An 18,043-nucleotide genomic window follows, 5' to 3' on the forward strand; every position below is an offset into this window, starting at 1 on the left:
CGGGGAGCTGCAGCGTGGCATGCACGCTGCAGCCGCTCCGCCAGAGCCTTATTCGCCGTTGATCGCGCGCAGCAGCGTGTGCCGGTTCAGGCGCACCACATGCGCCCGGCGCAGCGCTTCGTCGCGCAGCTCGGGCTCGATCCCGAGCTCGGCCGGAACGGCGGGGCCGCCGGCGGCGCGCAGCAGCCGGCGCAGCTCGTCGCCGTCCGGCAGCTCCGCCAGCATGCGCCGGCAGGCGTCGGGCAGCGGCCGGCCTTCCGCCGCATACCGCTTGTACAGGTCGGCGACCTCCGCGCAGGCGACGCCCACCTTCGCGCCGTGCAGCACCTGCCGGCGGCCGGTGCGGAGGAAGTGCATCTCCCAGTAATGGGAGATGTGATGCTCCGCGCCGGATGCGGGATGCGACTGCCCGAACCGCAGCAGGGCGATGCCCGATTCGATGAGCGACTGCATCAGGGCGCGGACGCCTTCCTCCGTCCCTTCGCCGATCGATTCGGCATGGGACACGCAGCGCTCGAGCGCGCCCCGCGTCAGGCCCGCGATGTCTTCATCATACGGCTCGCCCGCCGTCTCGCGGCCGTAAACCCAGTCGAACAGCGACGTGTACTTGCCGAGCATGTCGCCGAATCCGGCCGCGATCAGCGGCTGCGGCGCCGCGCACAGCACGTCCAGGTCGGCGAACACGGCGATCGGCGCGGCCGCCGGCAGCGTGATCTTCTCGCCCCGCAGAATGAGCGGCGCGCCCTTCGACGTGAACCCGTCGACGGACGGGGCCGTCGGCACGGACACGAACGGCAGGCCGAGCGTGTAGGCGGCATAGCGGACGATGTCGTGAATCGTGCCGCTCCCCGCCGCGACGAGCGCGTCCGCGCCGTGGTGCTGCGCCGCGATGATCGCCTGCAGCACCGATGCCTCGTCGGCGACGACGTCGCCGGCCGCGTTCGGCCGGATGATCTCCAGGCGGGCCGCGCCGCCCGCCGCACCGTACCGCTCGGCCAGCCGGCTGCCGATCACCCGCGCCGTCGTCTCATCCGCGACGAAGAGCGCGCGCTTCAGGCCGGCATCCAGCAGGTACGGCACCGCCTCGTCCGCGGCGCCCCGCGCGAGCCGGATCGGGTCCGGCAGGCCTGCGGCCTTGCCTCCCCCAAGCACTTCCGATGCACCGTTCATCGTTCCATCTCCTCCAGCAGCCGGCGGATGTCCGCCAGCGAATCGAGAATCCAGTCCGGCCGTTCGGCCTCATCGAGCGCCATCGCCGCCTCCCGCGTCGCCGAGCCGGTCAGCACGAGCGCCGTCCGGAGCCCCATGCGCCGGCCCATCGCGATGTCCGACGCCAGGCTGTCGCCAATGACCATGCATCGCTCCGGCGGCAGCCCGAGCCGGTCCAGCGCGGCTTCGGCCATAAGCGGCGAAGGCTTGCCCACGACCGTATCCACTTCCGTCCCGGTCGTGTGCGTGAGCGCCGCCAGCAGCCCGCCGACATCGATCGCTTCCCCGTCCTCGCCGGGGAACGTCCTGTCGGCGTTCGTCGCGATGATGCGGGCGCCGGCCCGGACCGCGCGGAACGCGTCGTTCAGCTCCGCGTAAGTGAGCGTCTCGTGCAGCGTCACAACGAGCCGGTCCGCTTCCTGCGGCCGCGCGGCGAACCGGACGCCGTGCGCCGCCAGCTCGTCCCTCAGCCCCTGCTCGCCGAGCACCCAGACGCGCGCGTCCGGCTCATGCTCCGCCAGATACCGGGAGACCACCGACGAAGTCAGGATAATGTCCTCCGCTTCGCACGGAATGCCGATCGCTTCGAGCCGCTCGCGGCACATGCGCCGCGAAATGTTGCCCCGGTTGCTCAGGAAGACGATGCGTTTTCCCTTCGCCCGCAAATATGCGACCGCCTCCGCCGCCCCCGGGATCGGGCGGCTCCCCGTATAAACCGTGCCGTCCAGATCGAGAATGAACCCGTCCGGCGACCAATCCTTCGCCATGCGTCACCGCCCCGCAATTCCACGTTAATCTTCATCCCCATTGTCCGCCCCGCCCGTTCCGAAAGTCAACGATTGAATGCGGGCGGCGGCGTTTTCGTTTGCATCGTCGTTTATCGTCGTTTGTTTGCGTTTGGCCCGCATTTCGCTGCGCCGAGCTGTCATTTTTCGCCGGCCGGCACATCCGCGACGATCACCCGGATCTTCCCGAGCGTCTTCAGCCACGCCGGATCCGCCCCCGCGTCGGTGATCAGCGTCCGGATGTCCTTCGCCTGGATGGACGTGACGATCGACCGCCGGCCCAGCTTCGTATGGTCGAGAAGCGCGACGACCTGCGACGCGTTGGCCGCCATCAGCTTCTTCAGCTCCGCTTCGTTCGGGCTGAAATCGGTCATGCCGGTCTCGACCGTGAACCCTTCGGACGACGTGAAGAACAGGTCGGCGTGGACTTCCTGCAGCAGTCCGCGCCCGAGCGTGCCCTCCACCGTGCGCGAACCGGGCCGCAGAATGCCGCCGATCAGAATGACGTTGTTGCGCGGATTGCGCCCGACCTCCTCGGCCGCAGCCAGCCCGTTCGTCACGACCGTCAGGTAGTCGTACTCCGACAGACACCGCGCGAGCTCAAACACCGTCGAGCTGGCGTCCAGCAGGATGCACTGGCCGCTCCGCACCATTTCCGCCGCCCGCCGGCCGATCGCCCGCTTCTCCTGCCGGTTCAGCTCGCCGCGCGACGGCATGACGTGCGCCGGCGGCTGATGGCCCGCCCTGACCGGCACCGCGCCGCCGTGCGTGCGCTCAAGCAGCCCTTCTTCCTCCAGCAGCCTGAGATCGGTGCGGATCGTTCCCTCCGATACGTTCAGCTCCTTCGCCGCTTCCTTCACAATAATCTGCCGGTTTTGCGCCAGCAGCTTCAGCAGCCATTCTCTCCGCTGTGCCGCGAACATGCGAACTTCCACCTGCCTTGAAATAGCAACCCTTCCGCCGTGGCAATTTCTTTTTTCCAGTATATCGGCAAACGCGTGTATTCATCAACAAACAACAACATCCGCACGAAAACGAAATACCAGCCGCAGTGCGAATCCGCCAATGCCGCCCGGGCAGACCGCGCAAATCAAAAGGATGCGCCGTCCTTCAGGATCAGCGCATCCGATGGCGATCGATATTCAAGGGCTTGCAAACAGCCTGCAGCCCGTCCTCGGGTTGACAGGGCAGGTGGCAGGCAGTATTCCGGCGGCGCGAACGCTTCCCCTTGACGGAAGCATGGTAGAAGTCGCCGTTCCTTGCCATGAAGACCCGTGCGAAGAAACTTCCGCCATCCCTGCCAAGCCAAACTTGTAATGAAATTGTAATATTCCTTTCAGATTCCGTTCATGTTGGGCGGGTATGATGTGATCATAACCCCCCATTTTCATATACCCTTTCCTTGAATCCCGCGGCGATGGAACCGGATCGTCCGCGGGACCTTTTTTTGTCCGTCAGCCGTCGATCCGTTTCAGCGCCGCGGACCGCCTCCGGCCAGATGCCGCTGCAGGAAAGGCAGCACGGTCTGCCAGAAAACGGGATCCTGCTCCGAACAACTGTGTCCCTGCGCGTCGACGAACCGGTGCTCGACCGGCGCCCTGGCGGTAACGCTGCGCAGCTCTTCCGCCGGAATGACCGGGTCGCCGGTGGAATGGATCATGAGCACCGGCTTCCCGCCTCCGCCGCGGACCGCTTCGGCATTGGCCGCAACCCAGGCCGGCATGTCGATGCGCCGCACTTCCCTGTACGGGATGCCCGCCCGGAGCAGCCAGACGCGCAGGATGATCCGGTCCAGCGGAAACACCGGAAGATTTCTGCGCCTGAGCTCGGACCGGAGAATCGTCTCGATCGTGAGCGGCGCATTGTCCGTGATGACGGCGCGCACCGGCAGCCCGTTGGCACAGGCGAGCAGGGCGCCGAGCCCGCCCATCGAATGGCCGAGCACCGCGATGCGCGAGGCGTCGACGCCGGGCAGCCGCGCCGCCGTCGCGACCGCCGCCTCGATGTCGGCCATGAACATGAGCCCGGTCGGCGCCTTGACCGCGCCGCTCTCGCCGTGGCTGCGCGCGTCGTACACGAAGACGGCGTACCCGGCTTCGACGAGCGGATGCGCGTAGCGCAGCACGCGCGACCGGTTCGAGCCCCAGCCGTGCGCGATGACGACGAGCGGCAGCGGCCCGCCGGAACCCGTGCCGGCCGCATCCGGCCGGATCAGCCAGCCGACCATCGGCACGCCTTCGCTCTCGAACCGGACCGTCTCATACGGCGCCCGCGGCAGCTCCCCGATCGGCCGCCGCTTCGGCTGCTGCGTCTTCGCGCCGAGCATCCATGCGCCGCCTCCCGCCGCCGCGATGGCAGCTGCCGCCCCGATGACCCAGCCGACCATGACCGTCTCCCCCTTCGCGCACGTCCGTTTTACGTCAGCGACCGGACAATTTCGACATAACGGCGGGCATTGTCCGTGAGCCGTTCGAAATCGCCCGCCTTGATCCACTCCCGGTTCAGCAGCCTGCTCCCGATCCCGACCGCGGCCGCTCCGGCCTCGAAATACGACCGGATTGTCGTCAGGTCGACGCCGCCCGTCGCGATCATCGGGATATGGTCAAGCGGCGCGCGGATTTCCGCAAGGTAACCCACGCCCAGCGACGCCATCGGGAACACCTTCACCGCCTCAGCGCCCGCCTTCCACGCACGCACGATCTCGGTCGGCGTCATGACCCCCGGCCAGACGGACAGCCCCCGCTCCGCGCCGAAGGCGATCACCTCTTCGTCCAGATTCGGCGAGATCAGATACATGGCGCCTGCCGCCGCCGCTTCCTTCGCCATTTGCAGGTCGAGCACGGTGCCCGCTCCGATCGCCGCCCGCCCGTCAAACTTCTCCCGCCATCCGGCGATCGTCTTCAGCGCGCCCGGCGTGTTCATCGTCACTTCCACCAGCCGGATGCCGCCGCCCACCAGCGCTTCGGCCGCCCGATCGGCCGACTCGCCTTCCAGTCCGCGGACGATCGCCACGATGCGCTCCTTCAGAAGCAGATCCAATGTGCCGCTCACATTCGTTCCCCCTGTAACGACAAGGGCGGCATTCCGTCTGCCGCCTGTCAAACTTCAGCTTCTTCCATTGTACGCCATCCGCCCGGACGCGCAAGAGCCGCGCAGGCGCCTGCCCGCGGACGCGTGTATCGGCATACACCGGATGGGCATGTGCCGCATACGATATCCCGAAAGCCCAATCTTACACGAAGGAGCAATCGACAAATGGGAGTTCAGCATGCCAACCCACACGTAAGCGCCGGATACGGCTGCGGTTCGCTGCGCGCTTTCCCGGCTCCTCCGGCTCCGGGGCAGCAAGGGCCCGGGCAGGCGCCCGGACAGCAAATCGGCCCCGGATTTGGTCCCGGCCCCGGCTTCGGTCCCGGTTTCGGTCCCGGTCCGTTTCCGCCGTTCCCCGGTCCGGGTCCGTTTCCGCCATCCCCCGGACCAGGCCCGTTCCCGCCGTTTCCCGGTCCCGGACCGTTCCCGCCGTTCCCCGGCCCGGCGCGGTTCGTCACCGTATTCATCAACGGCGGCCGGCAATTCCCGTGGCTGACGCGGTCCTACAACATCCCGCACCGCTTCGGGCTGACGGTGCGCCAGGCGCTCGCCTCGACGGGAGCGGTGCAGTTCGGCCTGGGCGGCCAGATCGTGTCGGTCGGCGGCGTCTATACCGGACCCGGCAGCAACATCCGGACGACCGTCCGGCTGAACGGCCGCGTGCTGCCGCCCGGATTCCTCGACACGCCGGTTCAGCCGGGAAGCTTCATCTCGCTGGAACTGAGCCGGTTCTTCTGATTTCGGGCGAAGGGCGGAGGGCGGTTGCCGGCGGCTTAAGCGGCTGCATTCCGGTCAATCGCCCGCCGGCCGCGTACATAATGGCTTATTCGTGCCCGCTCAGCCGCTGCCGCAAATACGCCCTGACCCGCTCCGCCAGATCCGGCCGGTCGAGCGCCAGATCGACGGTCGCCTGCACGAAGCCGAATTTGTCGCCGATGTCGTACCGCCGGCCGCGGAACGGATAGGCGATCATCGGCGACTCCGCGTTCAACTGCTGCATGCTGTCCGTCAGCTGAATCTCGCCCCCGCGGCCGGGCGCGGCCTTCTCCAGATAGCGGAAGATGTCCGGCGTGAAAATATACCGCCCGACGACCGCCCAGTTGGAAGGCGCCTCGCCGCGCGGCGGCTTCTCGACCAGACTGCGGATGCGATGGTCGCCGGATTCGGCATCGAAATCGGCGATGCCGTATTTCTCCGTCTCCTCCCACGGCACCTGCATGACGGCGACGACGGACGAGCCGGTCTGCTCGTACACGTCGATCATCGACCGGAGGCACGGCGGATCCGAGACGAGAATATCGTCGCCGAGCAGCACCGCGAACGGCTCGTTCTCGACGAAATGCCGCGCACTGAGGACGGCGTGCCCGAGCCCGAGCGGCTCCTTCTGCCGGATGTAATAGATCTCCGCCAGATTCGAAATGCCGCGGACGATGTCCAGCATTTCCCCGTCGCCCTTCGCCTTCAGCGCCATCTCCAGCTCGACCGATTTGTCGAAATGGTCCTCGATCGCCCGCTTGTTCCGGCCCGTGACGATCATGATGCTCTCGATGCCGGACTTCACCGCTTCTTCGACAATATACTGGATCGCCGGCTTGTCGATCAGCGGCAGCATTTCCTTCGGCTGCGCCTTCGTCGCCGGCAGGAATCGCGTGCCGAGTCCTCCCGCCGGAAGAACCGCCTTGCGGATGCGGGTTCTGGTCAACGGCGACCTCCCCTTTCCTTATGTATAGGTACGGGATGAAAAACTCCCGAGGCTTGTCCCGCATTGACAACCGGCCGCCCGCCCGTGCACAATGAGGCTGACCCCGACATTGCAGAAGGAGACGAAGTCCGATGCTCACGACCGAAACGCTCCACACGTCGAGACGCGACGAAATGATCGACATCACCCGTCAGGTCCAGGCCGCGGTCAAGCGTTCCGGCGTCACGGACGGCATCGCCGTCATCTATTCGCCCCATACGACGGCCGGCATCACCATTCAGGAGAACGCCGACCCCGACGTCCGGCACGATGTGCTGTTCCGCCTGGATGAAGTGTATCCCTGGCAGCATCCGGGCTACCGGCACATGGAAGGCAACACCGCCTCCCATCTGAAGACGATCACCGCCGGCGCTTCGCAGACCGTGATCATTTCCGGAGGGAAGCTGCTGCTCGGCCGGTGGCAGGGCATCTATTTCTGCGAATTCGACGGCCCCCGGACCCGCACGTACATGATCAAGATCATCGCGGGCTGAAGCCGGGCCGGCATGCGGCGCCGCGGCCGCGCGTCACCCGCCGATGGCGGGATCTCGCTTGCGGAACTGCTCGAGAATGGCCTTCAGCACGGCGTCGTCGTGCTCCCGCTCTTCATTGCCGATCTTCACGATCCGGATCTCAAGCGGGTTTTCCCCTTCCCGGTAGAACACGAGATGCTCGCGGTCGCGGACCTTCACGTCGAATCCGCTCTGCCGGAGGAACCCCAGGATATCTTCCGGCGTCGGCGGCTTGCCGTCCGTGTACAGCGTTCCTTTCAGATTGCGTTCTTCCCCGGCCACGTTCAGATAATCAATGCGAAAAACGAACCGCCATTCCGCCACTTTCTGCGCCTCCCTGTTCATCATGCCCATGGTGTATAAATTGCCCCCGGTCCGCCATCCTAATCGCGGAGCAGCGTGCACGGACATCCTGCGCCCGGCTCCGATTCCGTTGACCAGGAGGTATCGCGATGTATCACAATGATGTCCCGAACGCTGCCCTGCAGATCCGGCATTGCGAGCAGCTGCTCTCGCAGCTGATTCAGCAGACGCAGCAATCGACGCAGAAGTACCAGCAGATGCTTCAGCAGGAGCAGCAGAACGTCGCCATGCTTGAACAGCTTGCGCAGCGGGAGCGTCAGGCGGTTCAGATTATCCAGACCGCGCTGCAAGGCCATCAGACGGCCCTGGAACAGCTGCAGCAGGCTTCGAGCCTCTGCCGCCAGCTGGAATATGCCGTGACGAACGCCGTCCCGGCGGCCGGCTTGTCCTATACGGCCGCGGGCGCGGGCAGCTATTTCCCTCAGCAGCAGGGATTCTGAAACAAGACCGCCGAACCGCTGGCACAGCGGACGGCGGTCTTCGCTTGTGAATCGGGAACGGTCAGTCTTTGTCCACCAGTCCCCGGTTCAAATACTTCTCGAGCGTATTGGTAATATCGAACACCGTATGTGCGAGATCGTAGTTCTCGAACGCATGCTCGCATTGCGATTGATATTCCATGTCGTATTCGTAGCGGCTCAGATGCTCCTGGATGACGTCTTCCGGCAATCCGAGCGCGCGCTGCCGTTCCTCCACCGTGCGGCGGTCGGCATAGATGAACAGCCGGATGCAGTGATCGCCGTACTTCTCTTTCAGAATGTCCGCACCTTCACGATTCAGAATCAGGTAGACCGATCCGCTCTTCTCGAACGCCCGGGCGACATCCTTGTCGCGAATCCCGTACTTGTTGCCCCTGAGCTCGATGCTTTCGAGGAATTCGCCGTCTTCTTCGAGCTGGTCGTACAGCGTCCGCGAGATGAAATGATAGTCGACGCCGTCAACTTCGCCCGGGCGCGGCTTGCGGGTGGCGTATCCGGGCACCTTGCGGATGCCCAGCGTCTGCGCAACCGCGTCGGCGACAGTCTTCCGTCCCGATCCGTCCGGACCCGTGAAGACGAACATGTATTCCGAATCCTTCATGACATACATCCCGATCTCCTCCTCCTTCATGAAAATGATGGCGGCAAACCGCAGCGAAAAGCGCACGATACGGACAAAACCCGGCACTGCAAGCGTTTGTGTTTCACTATTGTAACGAAAATCGGCTGTCACGGTCAATAATCAGCGACGCCCACGTCCCTGCCCGCGAATGCTCCCGATATCTTTCGATTTCTGGCTTTTTCAAACCGGGAGCCGACAGGGTTTGACAAGCGTCTTTTTCTTATTTATAATAATTCTAAATTAAAAATTGATACAAACTTTGTTGTCCGTCTCTGCAAACGGCATAATCCCGCGGAATTGGCGCAACCTAACGCGGGAACGAAGCACACGATGCCCGCCGCGGAACGCGCACGATTCCAGAACTGCGAAGGAGGAGATTCGACATGGCGTCCATTCATGAAATCCTTAACCGTCAAATCGCCAATTTCAGCGTGCTCTACGTCAAGCTTCACCATTATCATTGGTATGTGAAAGGCGCTTCATTCTACACGCTGCACGCAAAGTTCGAAGAACTGTACAATGAAGCGGCCGGATACGTCGACGAACTGGCCGAACGGCTGCTGGCGCTGGGTGGCCGGCCGGTCTCCCGCATGGCGGAATACCTGAAGCTGTCCGCCATTCGGGAAGCATCCGGCACCGAGGATGCGAACGCGATGGTGCTGACGATCGCGGAGGACTTCCGGATGATCTCCGCCGAGCTGGCCGATGGGATCCGCGCGGCGGAGCAGGAAGGCGACGCATCGACCGCCGATCTGCTCACCGGCATCCGGACCAGCCTGGACAAGCACGCCTGGATGCTGCGCGCCTTCGCCGGCCAGACCGGTGCTCCCGCCGCGGCTTCGGACGCCCGCGTCCGCACGGTCTGACGGCGGCTCGATGAATACGGCCTTCCCGACTCCAGGTGAGCCGGGAAGGCCGTTTCTTTGCCGCGCGTCACCGCGGAGCCGCCGGCTCCTTCGGCACGATGAGCCGCACCTCGGTCCCCTTGTCCGGCGCGGACCGGATGACAAGCGTCCCGCCGACGGCGCGCGCCCGCTCTTCCATCGAGAACAGGCCGACGCCGCTCCGGCTGACGGACGGGTCGAAGCCCGCGCCTTCATCCCGCACGATCGTCTCGACCGCATCGTCCGTTTCCTTGATCGACACTTCGCACTCGTCAACGTCGGCGTATTTCGCAATGTTCGTCAGCGCTTCTTGCACGACGCGGTAGATCGTCGTCTCCGCCGCGATGGCCGGCCGGCCGCGCAGTTCGATCGCGAGCCGCACGCCGATACCGTAATGTGCCGAATAGTTCTCGATATAGGTGCGGACGGCCGGGCCGACACCGAGATCGTCCAGCACCGACGGCCGAAGCTCCCGGGACATGCTGCGGATGTCTTCCATCACGTCCGCCACGTCCCGGCGCAGACTGCGCAGCTCGGCCATCTCCGGGTTGTCGTCCAGCAGCCGGTCGATGCGGATGAGCAGCGAGAACAGACTTTGGCCGACCCCGTCGTGCAGTTCGCGCGAGATCCGTTTGCGTTCTTCCTCCTGCACTTCGATGACGCGGGTCATCATCGTCTTCAGCTCCTGCTCCACCTGCTTCAGCTTCGTCACTTCGTTGCGGATGGACAGATACTGATACGGGCGCCCGTTTTCGTCCAGGAACGGCACGATCGTCGTGTCTACCCAGTAGTAGGTGCCGTCCTTCGCCCGGTTGCGGATGTCGCCGCGCCAGACTTCCCCTCGCGAGATCGTCCGCCACAGGTCGCGGATGAACGCCTTGTCATGATAGCCGGAGTTGACGATCCGGTGATCCTGGCCGATCAGCTCCTCGCGGCTGTATTTGGAGATCTCGACGAACTTGTCGTTTACGTACTGGATGATGCCCTTCGCGTCCGTAATCGCCACGATCGACGATTCGTCGAGGGCGAATTTCACGTCCGCGAGCTGCTTGAGCGCCGTCTTGAGCTGCCTGCGCACTTCCTCGTCCGCGATGAGCGTCTCGATCTCGTGCAGCAGGCGCGCGGCAGCCTCCGCTTCCTGCTTGCCCAGCTTTGCGCCGACGGCATTATTCAAAGTTCAACAATCCTTTCTTGACCGCGAATTTGATTAGCTCAGGCCGCGTCTTGAGCCCCAGCTTCTCCATCAGGTTCGCCTTGTGCGTCTCGACCGTCTTGACGCTGATGATCAGATTGTCGGCGATTTCCTTGTTCGAATACCCCCGCGCAATCCAGCCGAGAACCTCCTTCTCCCGCTCCGACAGCGTGTCGTAGGCGTCCGGCGGCTCGGCGCCCGACTTCAGCCGGTTCAAATATTCGCTCATGAGCCGCTTCGTCGCCGTCGGGTACAGGTAGGCGTCCCCGGCTGCCACCGACCGGATGGCGGACACCAGCTCCTCGTGGGGCGCGTTCTTCAGAATGTAGCCCGACGCGCCGATCTGGATGGCCCGGAACAAATACTCGTCGTCGTCGTGCATCGTCAGAATGAGAATGTTCGTCTCCGGCAGCCGCTGCTTGAGCTCCGCGGTCGCGGCCAGGCCGTCCATGCCGTGCGGCATGCTGACGTCCATCAGGACGACATCGGGCTTCAGCTCCAGCGCCATCCGGATCGCTTCGCCCCCTTCCGACGCCTCGCCGACCACTTCGATGCCGTGCCTGCCGTCGAGCAGCATGCGAAGTCCCGAGCGGACCACCGCATGATCGTCGCACAGGAGCAGCTTCACCATCTTACGATTCCTCCGTCTTCCACGGCATGTTACCCGAATTGTAGCAGAAAGGACAAAAATACCGCAACGACCGCTACCTTTTCGGCCAGCTTGCCGCCTCCAGCGACAGCTCCCGCCACCATTCCTCCCGCGCGCCGAGCGCCTTGATGCCGCGGATCGCCCGGCCGATTTCCGCATCGGTGTAATCCTTCGTCAGCCGCCTGCCGAGCAGCATGACGCCGGATATATCGCATCCGGCCCTGACGGGCAGAAATACGGCGGCGGCCAGACCTTCGGCGAGCAGGATCGGGTCGTCGATCCGCGCCCGCTCCGCGCCGGGACGGCTCGGATCGAAGCAGACCGGCGTGCCGGAGCGGATCGCCAGGCCGAGCAGCCCGACGCTCGGCCGCTGCGTCATGTTCGGCGTCCGGCTGCTGACGCTGCCGACCACGACCCGCCATGTCACGCGCCGGCTGGCCGGATCCAGCAGCCCGAGTCCGGCGAAATCGCTCTCGGTCTCGCGGCGCAGCTTTTTCACTTCGCGCAAAATCGCTTCCTTGGCGTTCTCCATTTTCCTCCCACCTTCCTGCCGCATGCCGGTCCGATCTTGGGTGTGGTCTCTATGCTGTCAGTTCACTGATGAAATCCGCAAATCCAAACCGCACTCGGGGAATTCCCTGATGCCACTCTCGGGGCGCTCTCCCCGAACTGCGCCGATACAGCCAGCATACGCGATTTTGCGGCCCGAGTCTGTGATTTTCATCATCATCCAAATCCGGTTGGTCCCCGCCGAAAACTCCGTCGATTCCCCGATTACGCCCGCCCCGAAAACCTTGTATGCTTGGGATAAGCAGGATGCACGAGGAGGCAAACCGTCATGACGACAAAACAGATGACCGCATCCGCCGCATTCGGACAGCACGCCGTCTGCCGGCGGGAGCAAGGAAACAGCCCGTTTACGGAACGCCAATTCAAGGCACTGGAATCGATCATGCACATCCGGCGCTACGAAGCGGGCGCCTACCTGTTCTGGGAAGGAGAACCCGCCGAAGCCGTCTACTACATCCGCAAAGGCCATGTCAAGCTGCGCCGCACGACGGACGACGGCCGCGACCTGCTGCTGTCGATTCTGAAGCCGGGCGATTTCCTCGTCGATTTCGACGCCTGGGATCCGAATCACCGCAACAGCGGCCAAGCGATGGACGATGTCGAAGCCGGCATCATTCCGCTGCCGGACCTGGAACTGCTGCTCAGCAAGGACGGCGAGCTGGCGTTCCGGTTCGCGATGTGGATGAGCATGCTGCGCCGCAGGAGCGAATCGAAACTGTGCGATCTCATCATGCTCGGCAAGCCGGGCGCCCTCGCCTCGACGCTGATCCGCCTGACGAACAGCTTCGGCGTCGCGCAGCCGGACGGCATCCTCATCCGGCTGAAGCTGACGAACACGGAGCTGGCCGAACTGGTCGGGACGACACGCGAGAGCATCAACCGAATGCTGAACACGATGAAGAACGAAGGCATCATCGACATGGCGCCCGGCGGCAGGCTGCGCGTGCTGCAGCTCGACAAGCTGCGGCAGATGGCCGGCTGTCCCGAATGTCCGGCTTGCCCGAAGGAGATTTGCAGCATCTGAGGCCGATGCGCCGGCAAGACCGCACGGTACAAAAACGAAAATAAAACTCCGATGTTTGTGATTTATTTCACATACTTCCCGTCCAAAGGCTGGTACCATTGCAGATGAAGGCAGCGTGCCGCTGTCCGCGGCCCCTGCACGAAGCGTTAGAGGGAGGGAGCAGGTGTCATGACCACTGCTGTGAAACAACCCCGAACCGAAGGCGTACCGGACTGCTGGCGCGGTTTTCAATCCGGCCGGTGGATGGAAGAAATCGACGTGCGCGACTTCATTCTGCGCAACGTGACCCCCTATGAGGGAGACGAGCGGTTCCTCGCGGGGCCGACCGAAGCGACGACCCGGCTGTGGGAGATCGTCAGCCGGCTCTCCCGGGAAGAGCGGGAACGCGGCGGCGTCTGGGACGTCGACGTGAACACCCCGTCCGCCATCACCTCGCACGGACCGGGCTACCTCGACCGCAAGCTCGAGAAAATCGTCGGCGTGCAGACGGACGCTCCGTTCCGGCGGGCGATCATGCCGTTCGGCGGCATCCGCATGGTGCAGGATGCATGCAAGGCCTACGGCTATGAACTGCCGCAGGAGATCGTCCGGCTGTTCACGGAAATCCGCAAGACGCACAACCAGGGCGTATTCGACGTCTACACGCCGGAGATGCGCGCGGCGCGCAGGGCGGGCATCATCACCGGCCTGCCGGACGCCTACGGCCGCGGCCGCATCATCGGCGACTACCGGCGCGTGCCCCTGTACGGCGTCGACCGGCTGATCGAAGCGAAGAAGGCCGACCTCGCGACCATGGAGCGAGGACCGATGACGGAGGAAGTCATCCGCGCCCGTGAGGAGCACGCCGAACAGATCCGCGCGCTCGAAGTACTGAAGCAGATGGCGCTGTCGTACGGCTTCGACATTTCGCGGCCCGCAGCGAACGCCCGCGAAGCGGTGCAATGGTTGTACTTCGCCTATCTCGGCGCGATCAAGGAGCAGAACGGCGCCGCCATGAGCCTCGGCCGCGTCTCGACGTTCCTCGACATCTACTTCGAGCGCGATTTCGCCGAAGGGACGCTGACCGAGACCGAGGCGCAGGAGCTGATGGACCATTTCGTCATGAAGCTGCGGATCGTGAAGTTCTTGCGCACGCCGGAATACAACGAGCTGTTCAGCGGCGACCCGACCTGGGTCACCGAATCGATCGGCGGCATGGCCGAAGACGGCCGCACGCTCGTGACGAAGAACAGCTTCCGGATGCTGCACACGCTGTACAACCTCGGCCCCGCGCCTGAACCGAACCTGACCGTGCTCTGGTCGACGCGGCTGCCGCAGGCGTTCAAGAACTACTGCGCGAAGGTGTCGATCGAGACGAGCTCGGTGCAGTACGAGAACGACGATCTGATGCGCCCGATCTACGGCGACGACTACGGCATCGCCTGCTGCGTGTCGGCCATGCGGATCGGCAAGCAGATGCAGTTCTTCGGCGCCCGGGCGAACCTGGCGAAGGCGCTGCTCTACGCGATCAACGGCGGCGTCGACGAGAAGCTCGGCATCCAGGTCGGCCCGAAGGAAGCGCCGATCGCGGCGGACACGCTGGACTATGACGAAGTCCGCGAGCGCTACGACCGCGTGCTCGAATGGCTTGCCGAGCTCTACATGAACACGCTGAACGTCATCCACTACATGCACGACAAATATTGCTACGAGCGGCTCGAGTTCGCGCTGCACGACCGCGACATCATCCGCACGATGGCTTGCGGCATCGCGGGATTGTCGGTCGTCGCCGACAGCCTGAGCGCGATCAAATACGCGAAGGTGCACCCGATCCGCAACGAACAAGGGATCGCGGTTGACTTCCGCATCGAGGGCGATTACCCGCAATACGGCAACAACGACCCGCGCGTCGACGACCTGGCGGTGGAGATCGTCACGTCGTTCATGGCGAAGCTGCGCAAGCACAAAGCCTACCGCGGCGCGATTCCGACGCAGTCGGTGCTGACGATCACCTCGAACGTCGTCTACGGCAAGAAGACCGGCTCGACGCCCGACGGACGCCGGGCGGGCGAACCGTTCGCGCCGGGCGCGAACCCGATGCACGGCCGCGACCGGAAAGGCGCGCTGGCGTCGCTCGCGAGCGTGGCGAAGCTGCCTTACACCGAATCGCTGGACGGCATCTCGAACACGTTCTCGATCGTCGGGAAGGCGCTCGGCCGCGACCTGGACAGCCGGATCGCCAACCTCGCCTCGCTGCTGGACGGCTACATGACGCAGGGCGGCCATCACCTGAACGTGAACGTGTTCGACCGGTCGACGCTGATCGACGCGATGGAGCATCCCGAACAATATCCGCAGCTCACCGTGCGCGTCTCGGGCTACGCCGTCAACTTCATCAAGCTGACGCGCGAACAGCAGCTCGAGGTGATCAGCCGGACGTTCCACGAATCGATGTAGCGGGACGGTATGGGCTTCGGCGGACGAAGGCCGGCACGATCGAATGGAGGGGAACAAACATGCGGCACCACGACAGACTCGACACCGCGGCAACCGGACGCGTTCATTCGATCGAGACCTTCGGCACGATGGACGGACCGGGCATCCGGTTCGTCCTCTTCCTTCAAGGCTGCGCGCTGCGCTGCCGGTACTGCCACAACCCCGACACCTGGGACACTTCCGCCGGCCGTGAAATGGATGTCGAAGCCGTGCTCGCCGAGATCGAGCCCTACCTGGACTACTACCGGCAGTCGGGCGGCGGCATCACGATATCGGGCGGCGAGCCGACGCTGCAGGCGCCGTTCGTCGCCGCGCTGCTGCGCGAAGCGAAGCACAGGTACGGCCTGCACACCGCCATCGACAGCTCCGGTTTCTGCGAGCCGGCGCACGCCGAAGCCTGCGGCCTGCTGGACGCGGCCGACCTCGTGCTGCTCGACCTGAAAATGATCGATCCCGCGCGGCACGAAGACCTGACATCGCAGCCGAACGAACGCATTCTCCGGTTCGCCCGTCATCTGTCCGACACCGGCCGGCGGATGTGGATCCGCCACGTGCTTATTCCCGGATTCACCGACCGCCGCGAGGACCTGCTGGCGCTCGGCCGCTTCATCGGCACGCTGCGCGGCGTCGACATGTTCGAGCTGCTTCCCTATCACCGGATGGGCGTGTACAAATGGCAGCAGCTCGGCATCCCGTACACGCTCGAAGGCGTGCAGGAGCCGACGCAGCGGGAGATCGAGCGGGCGAAGCGGATCATCGAGGAAGGCCGGCGGGAGGCGTCTCGGACCGGATGCACCGCTTCGTCCGGCCCTCGCATCCCCCAATATGGCGCGTAGTGCAAAAATGTACCTCATCACCCCGGATCAGATGGAAAAACCGCCATATAGTGCAAATCTGCACCTGATCCGCTCCCTTGCACAACGAAGGCCGATGCGCCCCCACGGACTGCCCCGCGTACGCATCGGCCTTCTCTTTATCCTGCAATTCTTACTTCAAAATCTCCTCGATCCGCTCCAGCACGTCGGCGGAAAGCTCGATGCCGGACGCCTTCGCGTTCTCCTCGACCTGCTCCGGACGGCTTGCGCCGACCAGGGCGCTCGCCACGTTCGGCTGGCGGAGAATCCACGCCAGCGCGAGCTGGCCGACCGTGATGCCGAGCTCGGCCGCCACTTCCGACAGCTTGCGGACCTTCGCGATCTTCTCCTCGGTGATCCCTTTCTTCACCCAGTCCAGCCGTGCCGCGCGGCTGTCCGCCGGGATGCTGTCCACCGACGTATATTTGCCCGTCAGCAGCCCCTGCGCCAGCGGCGAGAACACGACTTGTCCGATGCCGCAGCGTTCGCCGAGCGGAATGATCTCCGGCTCGATGTAACGGTTGAACATGTTGTACACCGGCTGGTTGACGACGATCCGGTCGAGCAGATACTTGTCGGCGATGGCCAGCGCTTCCGCCATCTGCGCCGCCGTCCACTCGCTGACGCCGACATAGAGCACCTTGCCCTGGCGCACGAGGTCGTCCATCGCGCGCAGCGTCTCGTCGAGCGGCGTCTCGGGATCATGGCGATGGCAATAGTAAATATCGACATAATCATGCCCGAGCCGCTTCAGGCTCGCGTGCGCCTGCTCCATGATGTGCTTCCGCGACAGCCCGCGGTCGTTCGGCCCGTCGCCCATCGGCCAGAACACCTTCGTCGCCAGCACGTACGACTCGCGCGGATACTCGCGCAGCACGGCGCCCATCAGTTCCTCCGCCGCGCCCCGCTCATACACGTTCGCGGTGTCGAAGAAGTTGATGCCGAGATCATATGCCTTCCGTATCGATTGGACCGCGTTTTCCCGTTCGACGTATCCGCCGTAGGTCAGCCAGCTGCCCAGACTGATTTCGCTTACCTTGAGGCCCGTCCGTCCCAGTCTCCGGTATTTCATGCCGCATCTCCTCCTGGTATTCCGTCTCGGGCGGCGGCACCAGCACCGCCGTCCCCTTCCCATTCTAGAACAGTTCATATATCATGGTAAGAAGTGAAATGTTTTTCATTATATTATACGCACGATATCTACTATACGCGTTATAGCGTCCATTCATATCCCGGGTGAGGTGAGCCTACGTCATGCAGAGCAGCCGGAACTATGTACCGAAAAATCCCGTCCACATCGAATGCAACATCGAGAAAACATTGGAAGTGCTCGGCGGCAAATGGGCCTTCCTCGTCCTGCGCGAACTGTTCGGCGGGAAGAAGCGGTTCGGCGAGCTGCAGCGCGCCATCCCCCACGTCAGCCCGCGCGCGCTGACCAGCACCCTCCGCCATCTCGAGGCGAAGGGCGTCCTTGAGCGCCATGTCTATCCGACGGTGCCCGTCACGGTCGAGTACAAGCTGACGCCCAAGGGCGAAGACTTGCATCCGATCATCAAGCAGATGAAACTGTGGGCGGCCAAGTGGACTTGAGCGA

At 64.1% G+C, this 18,043-nt stretch carries 21 protein-coding genes; 9 read left to right on the forward strand and 12 right to left on the reverse strand.

The window, feature by feature from the left end:
- Positions 1 to 48: 48 nt before the first annotated feature.
- The 3 genes from THECO_RS15745 to THECO_RS15755 all read right to left on the reverse strand — a co-directional run bounded on the left by THECO_RS15745 (position 49) and on the right by THECO_RS15755 (position 2,917).
- Positions 49 to 1,170 carry a sn-glycerol-1-phosphate dehydrogenase gene (locus tag THECO_RS15745; RefSeq protein WP_015256026.1) on the reverse strand — a complete coding sequence of 374 codons (1,122 nt, stop codon included), beginning with the start codon at positions 1,168 to 1,170 and terminating at the stop codon, positions 49 to 51.
- Complete coding sequence (locus THECO_RS15750) at positions 1,167 to 1,976, reverse strand: HAD-IIA family hydrolase (protein ID WP_015256027.1); 810 nt, start codon at positions 1,974 to 1,976, stop codon at positions 1,167 to 1,169. Before THECO_RS15750 ends, THECO_RS15745 begins: the two co-directional genes overlap by 4 nt.
- Positions 1,977 to 2,134: 158 nt before the next feature.
- A complete protein-coding gene (locus THECO_RS15755) occupies positions 2,135 to 2,917 on the reverse strand; it encodes a DeoR/GlpR family DNA-binding transcription regulator (protein ID WP_015256028.1) in 783 nt (260 codons plus the stop codon).
- 205 nt (positions 2,918 to 3,122) lie between these two features.
- Here THECO_RS15755 and THECO_RS21795 point away from each other — a divergent pair, with 205 nt between their 5' ends.
- The gene (locus THECO_RS21795) at positions 3,123 to 3,311 is read left to right on the forward strand and encodes a hypothetical protein (RefSeq protein ID WP_157373594.1); all 189 of its coding nucleotides are present in this window, start codon (positions 3,123 to 3,125) and stop codon (positions 3,309 to 3,311) included.
- A 154-nt stretch (positions 3,312 to 3,465) separates the two neighbouring features.
- Here THECO_RS21795 and THECO_RS15760 read toward each other — a convergent pair whose 3' ends face one another.
- Complete coding sequence (locus tag THECO_RS15760; protein WP_015256029.1) at positions 3,466 to 4,380, reverse strand: alpha/beta hydrolase; 915 nt, start codon at positions 4,378 to 4,380, stop codon at positions 3,466 to 3,468.
- Between the two features lie 29 nt (positions 4,381 to 4,409).
- Positions 4,410 to 5,045, reverse strand: a complete 636-nt coding sequence (locus tag THECO_RS15765; protein WP_015256030.1) for a bifunctional 4-hydroxy-2-oxoglutarate aldolase/2-dehydro-3-deoxy-phosphogluconate aldolase — start codon at positions 5,043 to 5,045, stop codon at positions 4,410 to 4,412.
- 204 nt (positions 5,046 to 5,249) lie between these two features.
- Between THECO_RS15765 and THECO_RS21465 the strand changes: the two genes are divergently transcribed.
- Positions 5,250 to 5,822 (forward strand): hypothetical protein, encoded by a 573-nt coding sequence (locus THECO_RS21465; RefSeq protein ID WP_015256031.1) that lies wholly within the window; start codon positions 5,250 to 5,252, stop codon positions 5,820 to 5,822.
- A gap of 85 nt (positions 5,823 to 5,907) precedes the next feature.
- On the opposite strand, the gene galU is transcribed toward THECO_RS21465, so the two are convergent.
- Positions 5,908 to 6,786, reverse strand: a complete 879-nt coding sequence (gene galU, locus THECO_RS15775; RefSeq protein WP_015256032.1) for a UTP--glucose-1-phosphate uridylyltransferase GalU — start codon at positions 6,784 to 6,786, stop codon at positions 5,908 to 5,910.
- 131 nt (positions 6,787 to 6,917) lie between these two features.
- Here galU and THECO_RS15780 point away from each other — a divergent pair, with 131 nt between their 5' ends.
- The gene (locus THECO_RS15780) at positions 6,918 to 7,319 is read left to right on the forward strand and encodes a secondary thiamine-phosphate synthase enzyme YjbQ (protein WP_015256033.1); all 402 of its coding nucleotides are present in this window, start codon (positions 6,918 to 6,920) and stop codon (positions 7,317 to 7,319) included.
- Positions 7,320 to 7,352: 33 nt separating this feature from the next.
- Here THECO_RS15780 and THECO_RS15785 read toward each other — a convergent pair whose 3' ends face one another.
- Positions 7,353 to 7,691 carry a hypothetical protein gene (locus THECO_RS15785; RefSeq protein WP_041853949.1) on the reverse strand — a complete coding sequence of 113 codons (339 nt, stop codon included), beginning with the start codon at positions 7,689 to 7,691 and terminating at the stop codon, positions 7,353 to 7,355.
- Between the two features lie 98 nt (positions 7,692 to 7,789).
- Here THECO_RS15785 and THECO_RS15790 point away from each other — a divergent pair, with 98 nt between their 5' ends.
- Entirely contained in the window at positions 7,790 to 8,140 is a 351-nt protein-coding gene (locus THECO_RS15790) for a hypothetical protein (RefSeq protein ID WP_015256035.1), read from the forward strand.
- Between the two features lie 61 nt (positions 8,141 to 8,201).
- On the opposite strand, the gene THECO_RS15795 is transcribed toward THECO_RS15790, so the two are convergent.
- Positions 8,202 to 8,789 (reverse strand): guanylate kinase, encoded by a 588-nt coding sequence (locus THECO_RS15795; RefSeq protein ID WP_015256036.1) that lies wholly within the window; start codon positions 8,787 to 8,789, stop codon positions 8,202 to 8,204.
- 395 nt (positions 8,790 to 9,184) lie between these two features.
- Between THECO_RS15795 and THECO_RS15800 the strand changes: the two genes are divergently transcribed.
- Complete coding sequence (locus THECO_RS15800) at positions 9,185 to 9,667, forward strand: Dps family protein (RefSeq protein ID WP_015256037.1); 483 nt, start codon at positions 9,185 to 9,187, stop codon at positions 9,665 to 9,667.
- A gap of 67 nt (positions 9,668 to 9,734) precedes the next feature.
- Here THECO_RS15800 and THECO_RS15805 read toward each other — a convergent pair whose 3' ends face one another.
- The 3 genes from THECO_RS15805 to THECO_RS15815 form a co-directional block, all read right to left on the reverse strand.
- Positions 9,735 to 10,859 carry a PAS domain-containing sensor histidine kinase gene (locus THECO_RS15805; RefSeq protein WP_015256038.1) on the reverse strand — a complete coding sequence of 375 codons (1,125 nt, stop codon included), beginning with the start codon at positions 10,857 to 10,859 and terminating at the stop codon, positions 9,735 to 9,737.
- Positions 10,852 to 11,508 (reverse strand): response regulator transcription factor, encoded by a 657-nt coding sequence (locus THECO_RS15810; RefSeq protein WP_015256039.1) that lies wholly within the window; start codon positions 11,506 to 11,508, stop codon positions 10,852 to 10,854. The genes THECO_RS15805 and THECO_RS15810 overlap by 8 nt, the downstream gene beginning before the upstream one ends.
- Before the next feature lie 73 nt (positions 11,509 to 11,581).
- Positions 11,582 to 12,058, reverse strand: a complete 477-nt coding sequence (locus THECO_RS15815; protein ID WP_015256040.1) for a GAF domain-containing protein — start codon at positions 12,056 to 12,058, stop codon at positions 11,582 to 11,584.
- 306 nt (positions 12,059 to 12,364) lie between these two features.
- On the opposite strand from THECO_RS15815, the gene THECO_RS15820 reads away from it, so the two are divergent.
- From THECO_RS15820 to pflA, 3 genes are all read left to right on the forward strand, one after another.
- A complete protein-coding gene (locus THECO_RS15820; RefSeq protein ID WP_015256041.1) occupies positions 12,365 to 13,120 on the forward strand; it encodes a Crp/Fnr family transcriptional regulator in 756 nt (251 codons plus the stop codon).
- A 168-nt stretch (positions 13,121 to 13,288) separates the two neighbouring features.
- Positions 13,289 to 15,556 (forward strand): formate C-acetyltransferase, encoded by a 2,268-nt coding sequence (gene pflB / locus THECO_RS15825; RefSeq protein WP_015256042.1) that lies wholly within the window; start codon positions 13,289 to 13,291, stop codon positions 15,554 to 15,556.
- A 59-nt stretch (positions 15,557 to 15,615) separates the two neighbouring features.
- Positions 15,616 to 16,431 (forward strand): pyruvate formate-lyase-activating protein, encoded by an 816-nt coding sequence (gene pflA / locus THECO_RS15830; RefSeq protein WP_015256043.1) that lies wholly within the window; start codon positions 15,616 to 15,618, stop codon positions 16,429 to 16,431.
- Positions 16,432 to 16,582: 151 nt separating this feature from the next.
- On the opposite strand, the gene THECO_RS15835 is transcribed toward pflA, so the two are convergent.
- Positions 16,583 to 17,521, reverse strand: coding sequence for an aldo/keto reductase family protein (locus THECO_RS15835; RefSeq protein WP_015256044.1), 939 nt, complete (start codon positions 17,519 to 17,521; stop codon positions 16,583 to 16,585).
- A gap of 182 nt (positions 17,522 to 17,703) precedes the next feature.
- Here THECO_RS15835 and THECO_RS15840 point away from each other — a divergent pair, with 182 nt between their 5' ends.
- On the forward strand, positions 17,704 to 18,039 hold the full coding sequence (locus THECO_RS15840) for a winged helix-turn-helix transcriptional regulator (protein WP_015256045.1): 336 nt from the start codon (positions 17,704 to 17,706) through the stop codon (positions 18,037 to 18,039).
- Positions 18,040 to 18,043: the final 4 nt, after the last annotated feature.

This window comes from Thermobacillus composti KWC4, from assembly GCF_000227705.2.
Taxonomy (GTDB): Bacteria; Bacillota; Bacilli; order Paenibacillales; family Paenibacillaceae; genus Thermobacillus; species Thermobacillus xylanilyticus.

Bases quoted from the DNA above. Each gene is read 5' to 3' on its own strand.
- pflA (WP_015256043.1), top strand. From the start codon at position 15,616: ATGCGGCACCACGACAGACTCGACACCGCGGCAACCGGACGCGTTCAT.
- THECO_RS15790 (WP_015256035.1), top strand. From the start codon at position 7,790: ATGTATCACAATGATGTCCCGAACGCTGCCCTGCAGATCCGGCATTGC.
- THECO_RS15820 (WP_015256041.1), top strand. From the start codon at position 12,365: ATGACGACAAAACAGATGACCGCATCCGCCGCATTCGGACAGCACGCC.
- THECO_RS15745 (WP_015256026.1), bottom strand. From the start codon at position 1,170: ATGAACGGTGCATCGGAAGTGCTTGGGGGAGGCAAGGCCGCAGGCCTG.
- THECO_RS15780 (WP_015256033.1), top strand. From the start codon at position 6,918: ATGCTCACGACCGAAACGCTCCACACGTCGAGACGCGACGAAATGATC.
- THECO_RS15840 (WP_015256045.1), top strand. From the start codon at position 17,704: ATGCAGAGCAGCCGGAACTATGTACCGAAAAATCCCGTCCACATCGAA.
- THECO_RS15755 (WP_015256028.1), bottom strand. From the start codon at position 2,917: ATGTTCGCGGCACAGCGGAGAGAATGGCTGCTGAAGCTGCTGGCGCAA.
- THECO_RS15760 (WP_015256029.1), bottom strand. From the start codon at position 4,380: ATGGTCGGCTGGGTCATCGGGGCGGCAGCTGCCATCGCGGCGGCGGGA.
- THECO_RS15815 (WP_015256040.1), bottom strand. From the start codon at position 12,058: ATGGAGAACGCCAAGGAAGCGATTTTGCGCGAAGTGAAAAAGCTGCGC.
- THECO_RS15795 (WP_015256036.1), bottom strand. From the start codon at position 8,789: ATGTATGTCATGAAGGATTCGGAATACATGTTCGTCTTCACGGGTCCG.
- pflB (WP_015256042.1), top strand. From the start codon at position 13,289: ATGACCACTGCTGTGAAACAACCCCGAACCGAAGGCGTACCGGACTGC.
- THECO_RS15750 (WP_015256027.1), bottom strand. From the start codon at position 1,976: ATGGCGAAGGATTGGTCGCCGGACGGGTTCATTCTCGATCTGGACGGC.
- THECO_RS15835 (WP_015256044.1), bottom strand. From the start codon at position 17,521: ATGAAATACCGGAGACTGGGACGGACGGGCCTCAAGGTAAGCGAAATC.
- THECO_RS15785 (WP_041853949.1), bottom strand. From the start codon at position 7,691: ATGGGCATGATGAACAGGGAGGCGCAGAAAGTGGCGGAATGGCGGTTC.
- THECO_RS21795 (WP_157373594.1), top strand. From the start codon at position 3,123: ATGGCGATCGATATTCAAGGGCTTGCAAACAGCCTGCAGCCCGTCCTC.
- THECO_RS15810 (WP_015256039.1), bottom strand. From the start codon at position 11,508: ATGGTGAAGCTGCTCCTGTGCGACGATCATGCGGTGGTCCGCTCGGGA.
- THECO_RS21465 (WP_015256031.1), top strand. From the start codon at position 5,250: ATGGGAGTTCAGCATGCCAACCCACACGTAAGCGCCGGATACGGCTGC.
- THECO_RS15800 (WP_015256037.1), top strand. From the start codon at position 9,185: ATGGCGTCCATTCATGAAATCCTTAACCGTCAAATCGCCAATTTCAGC.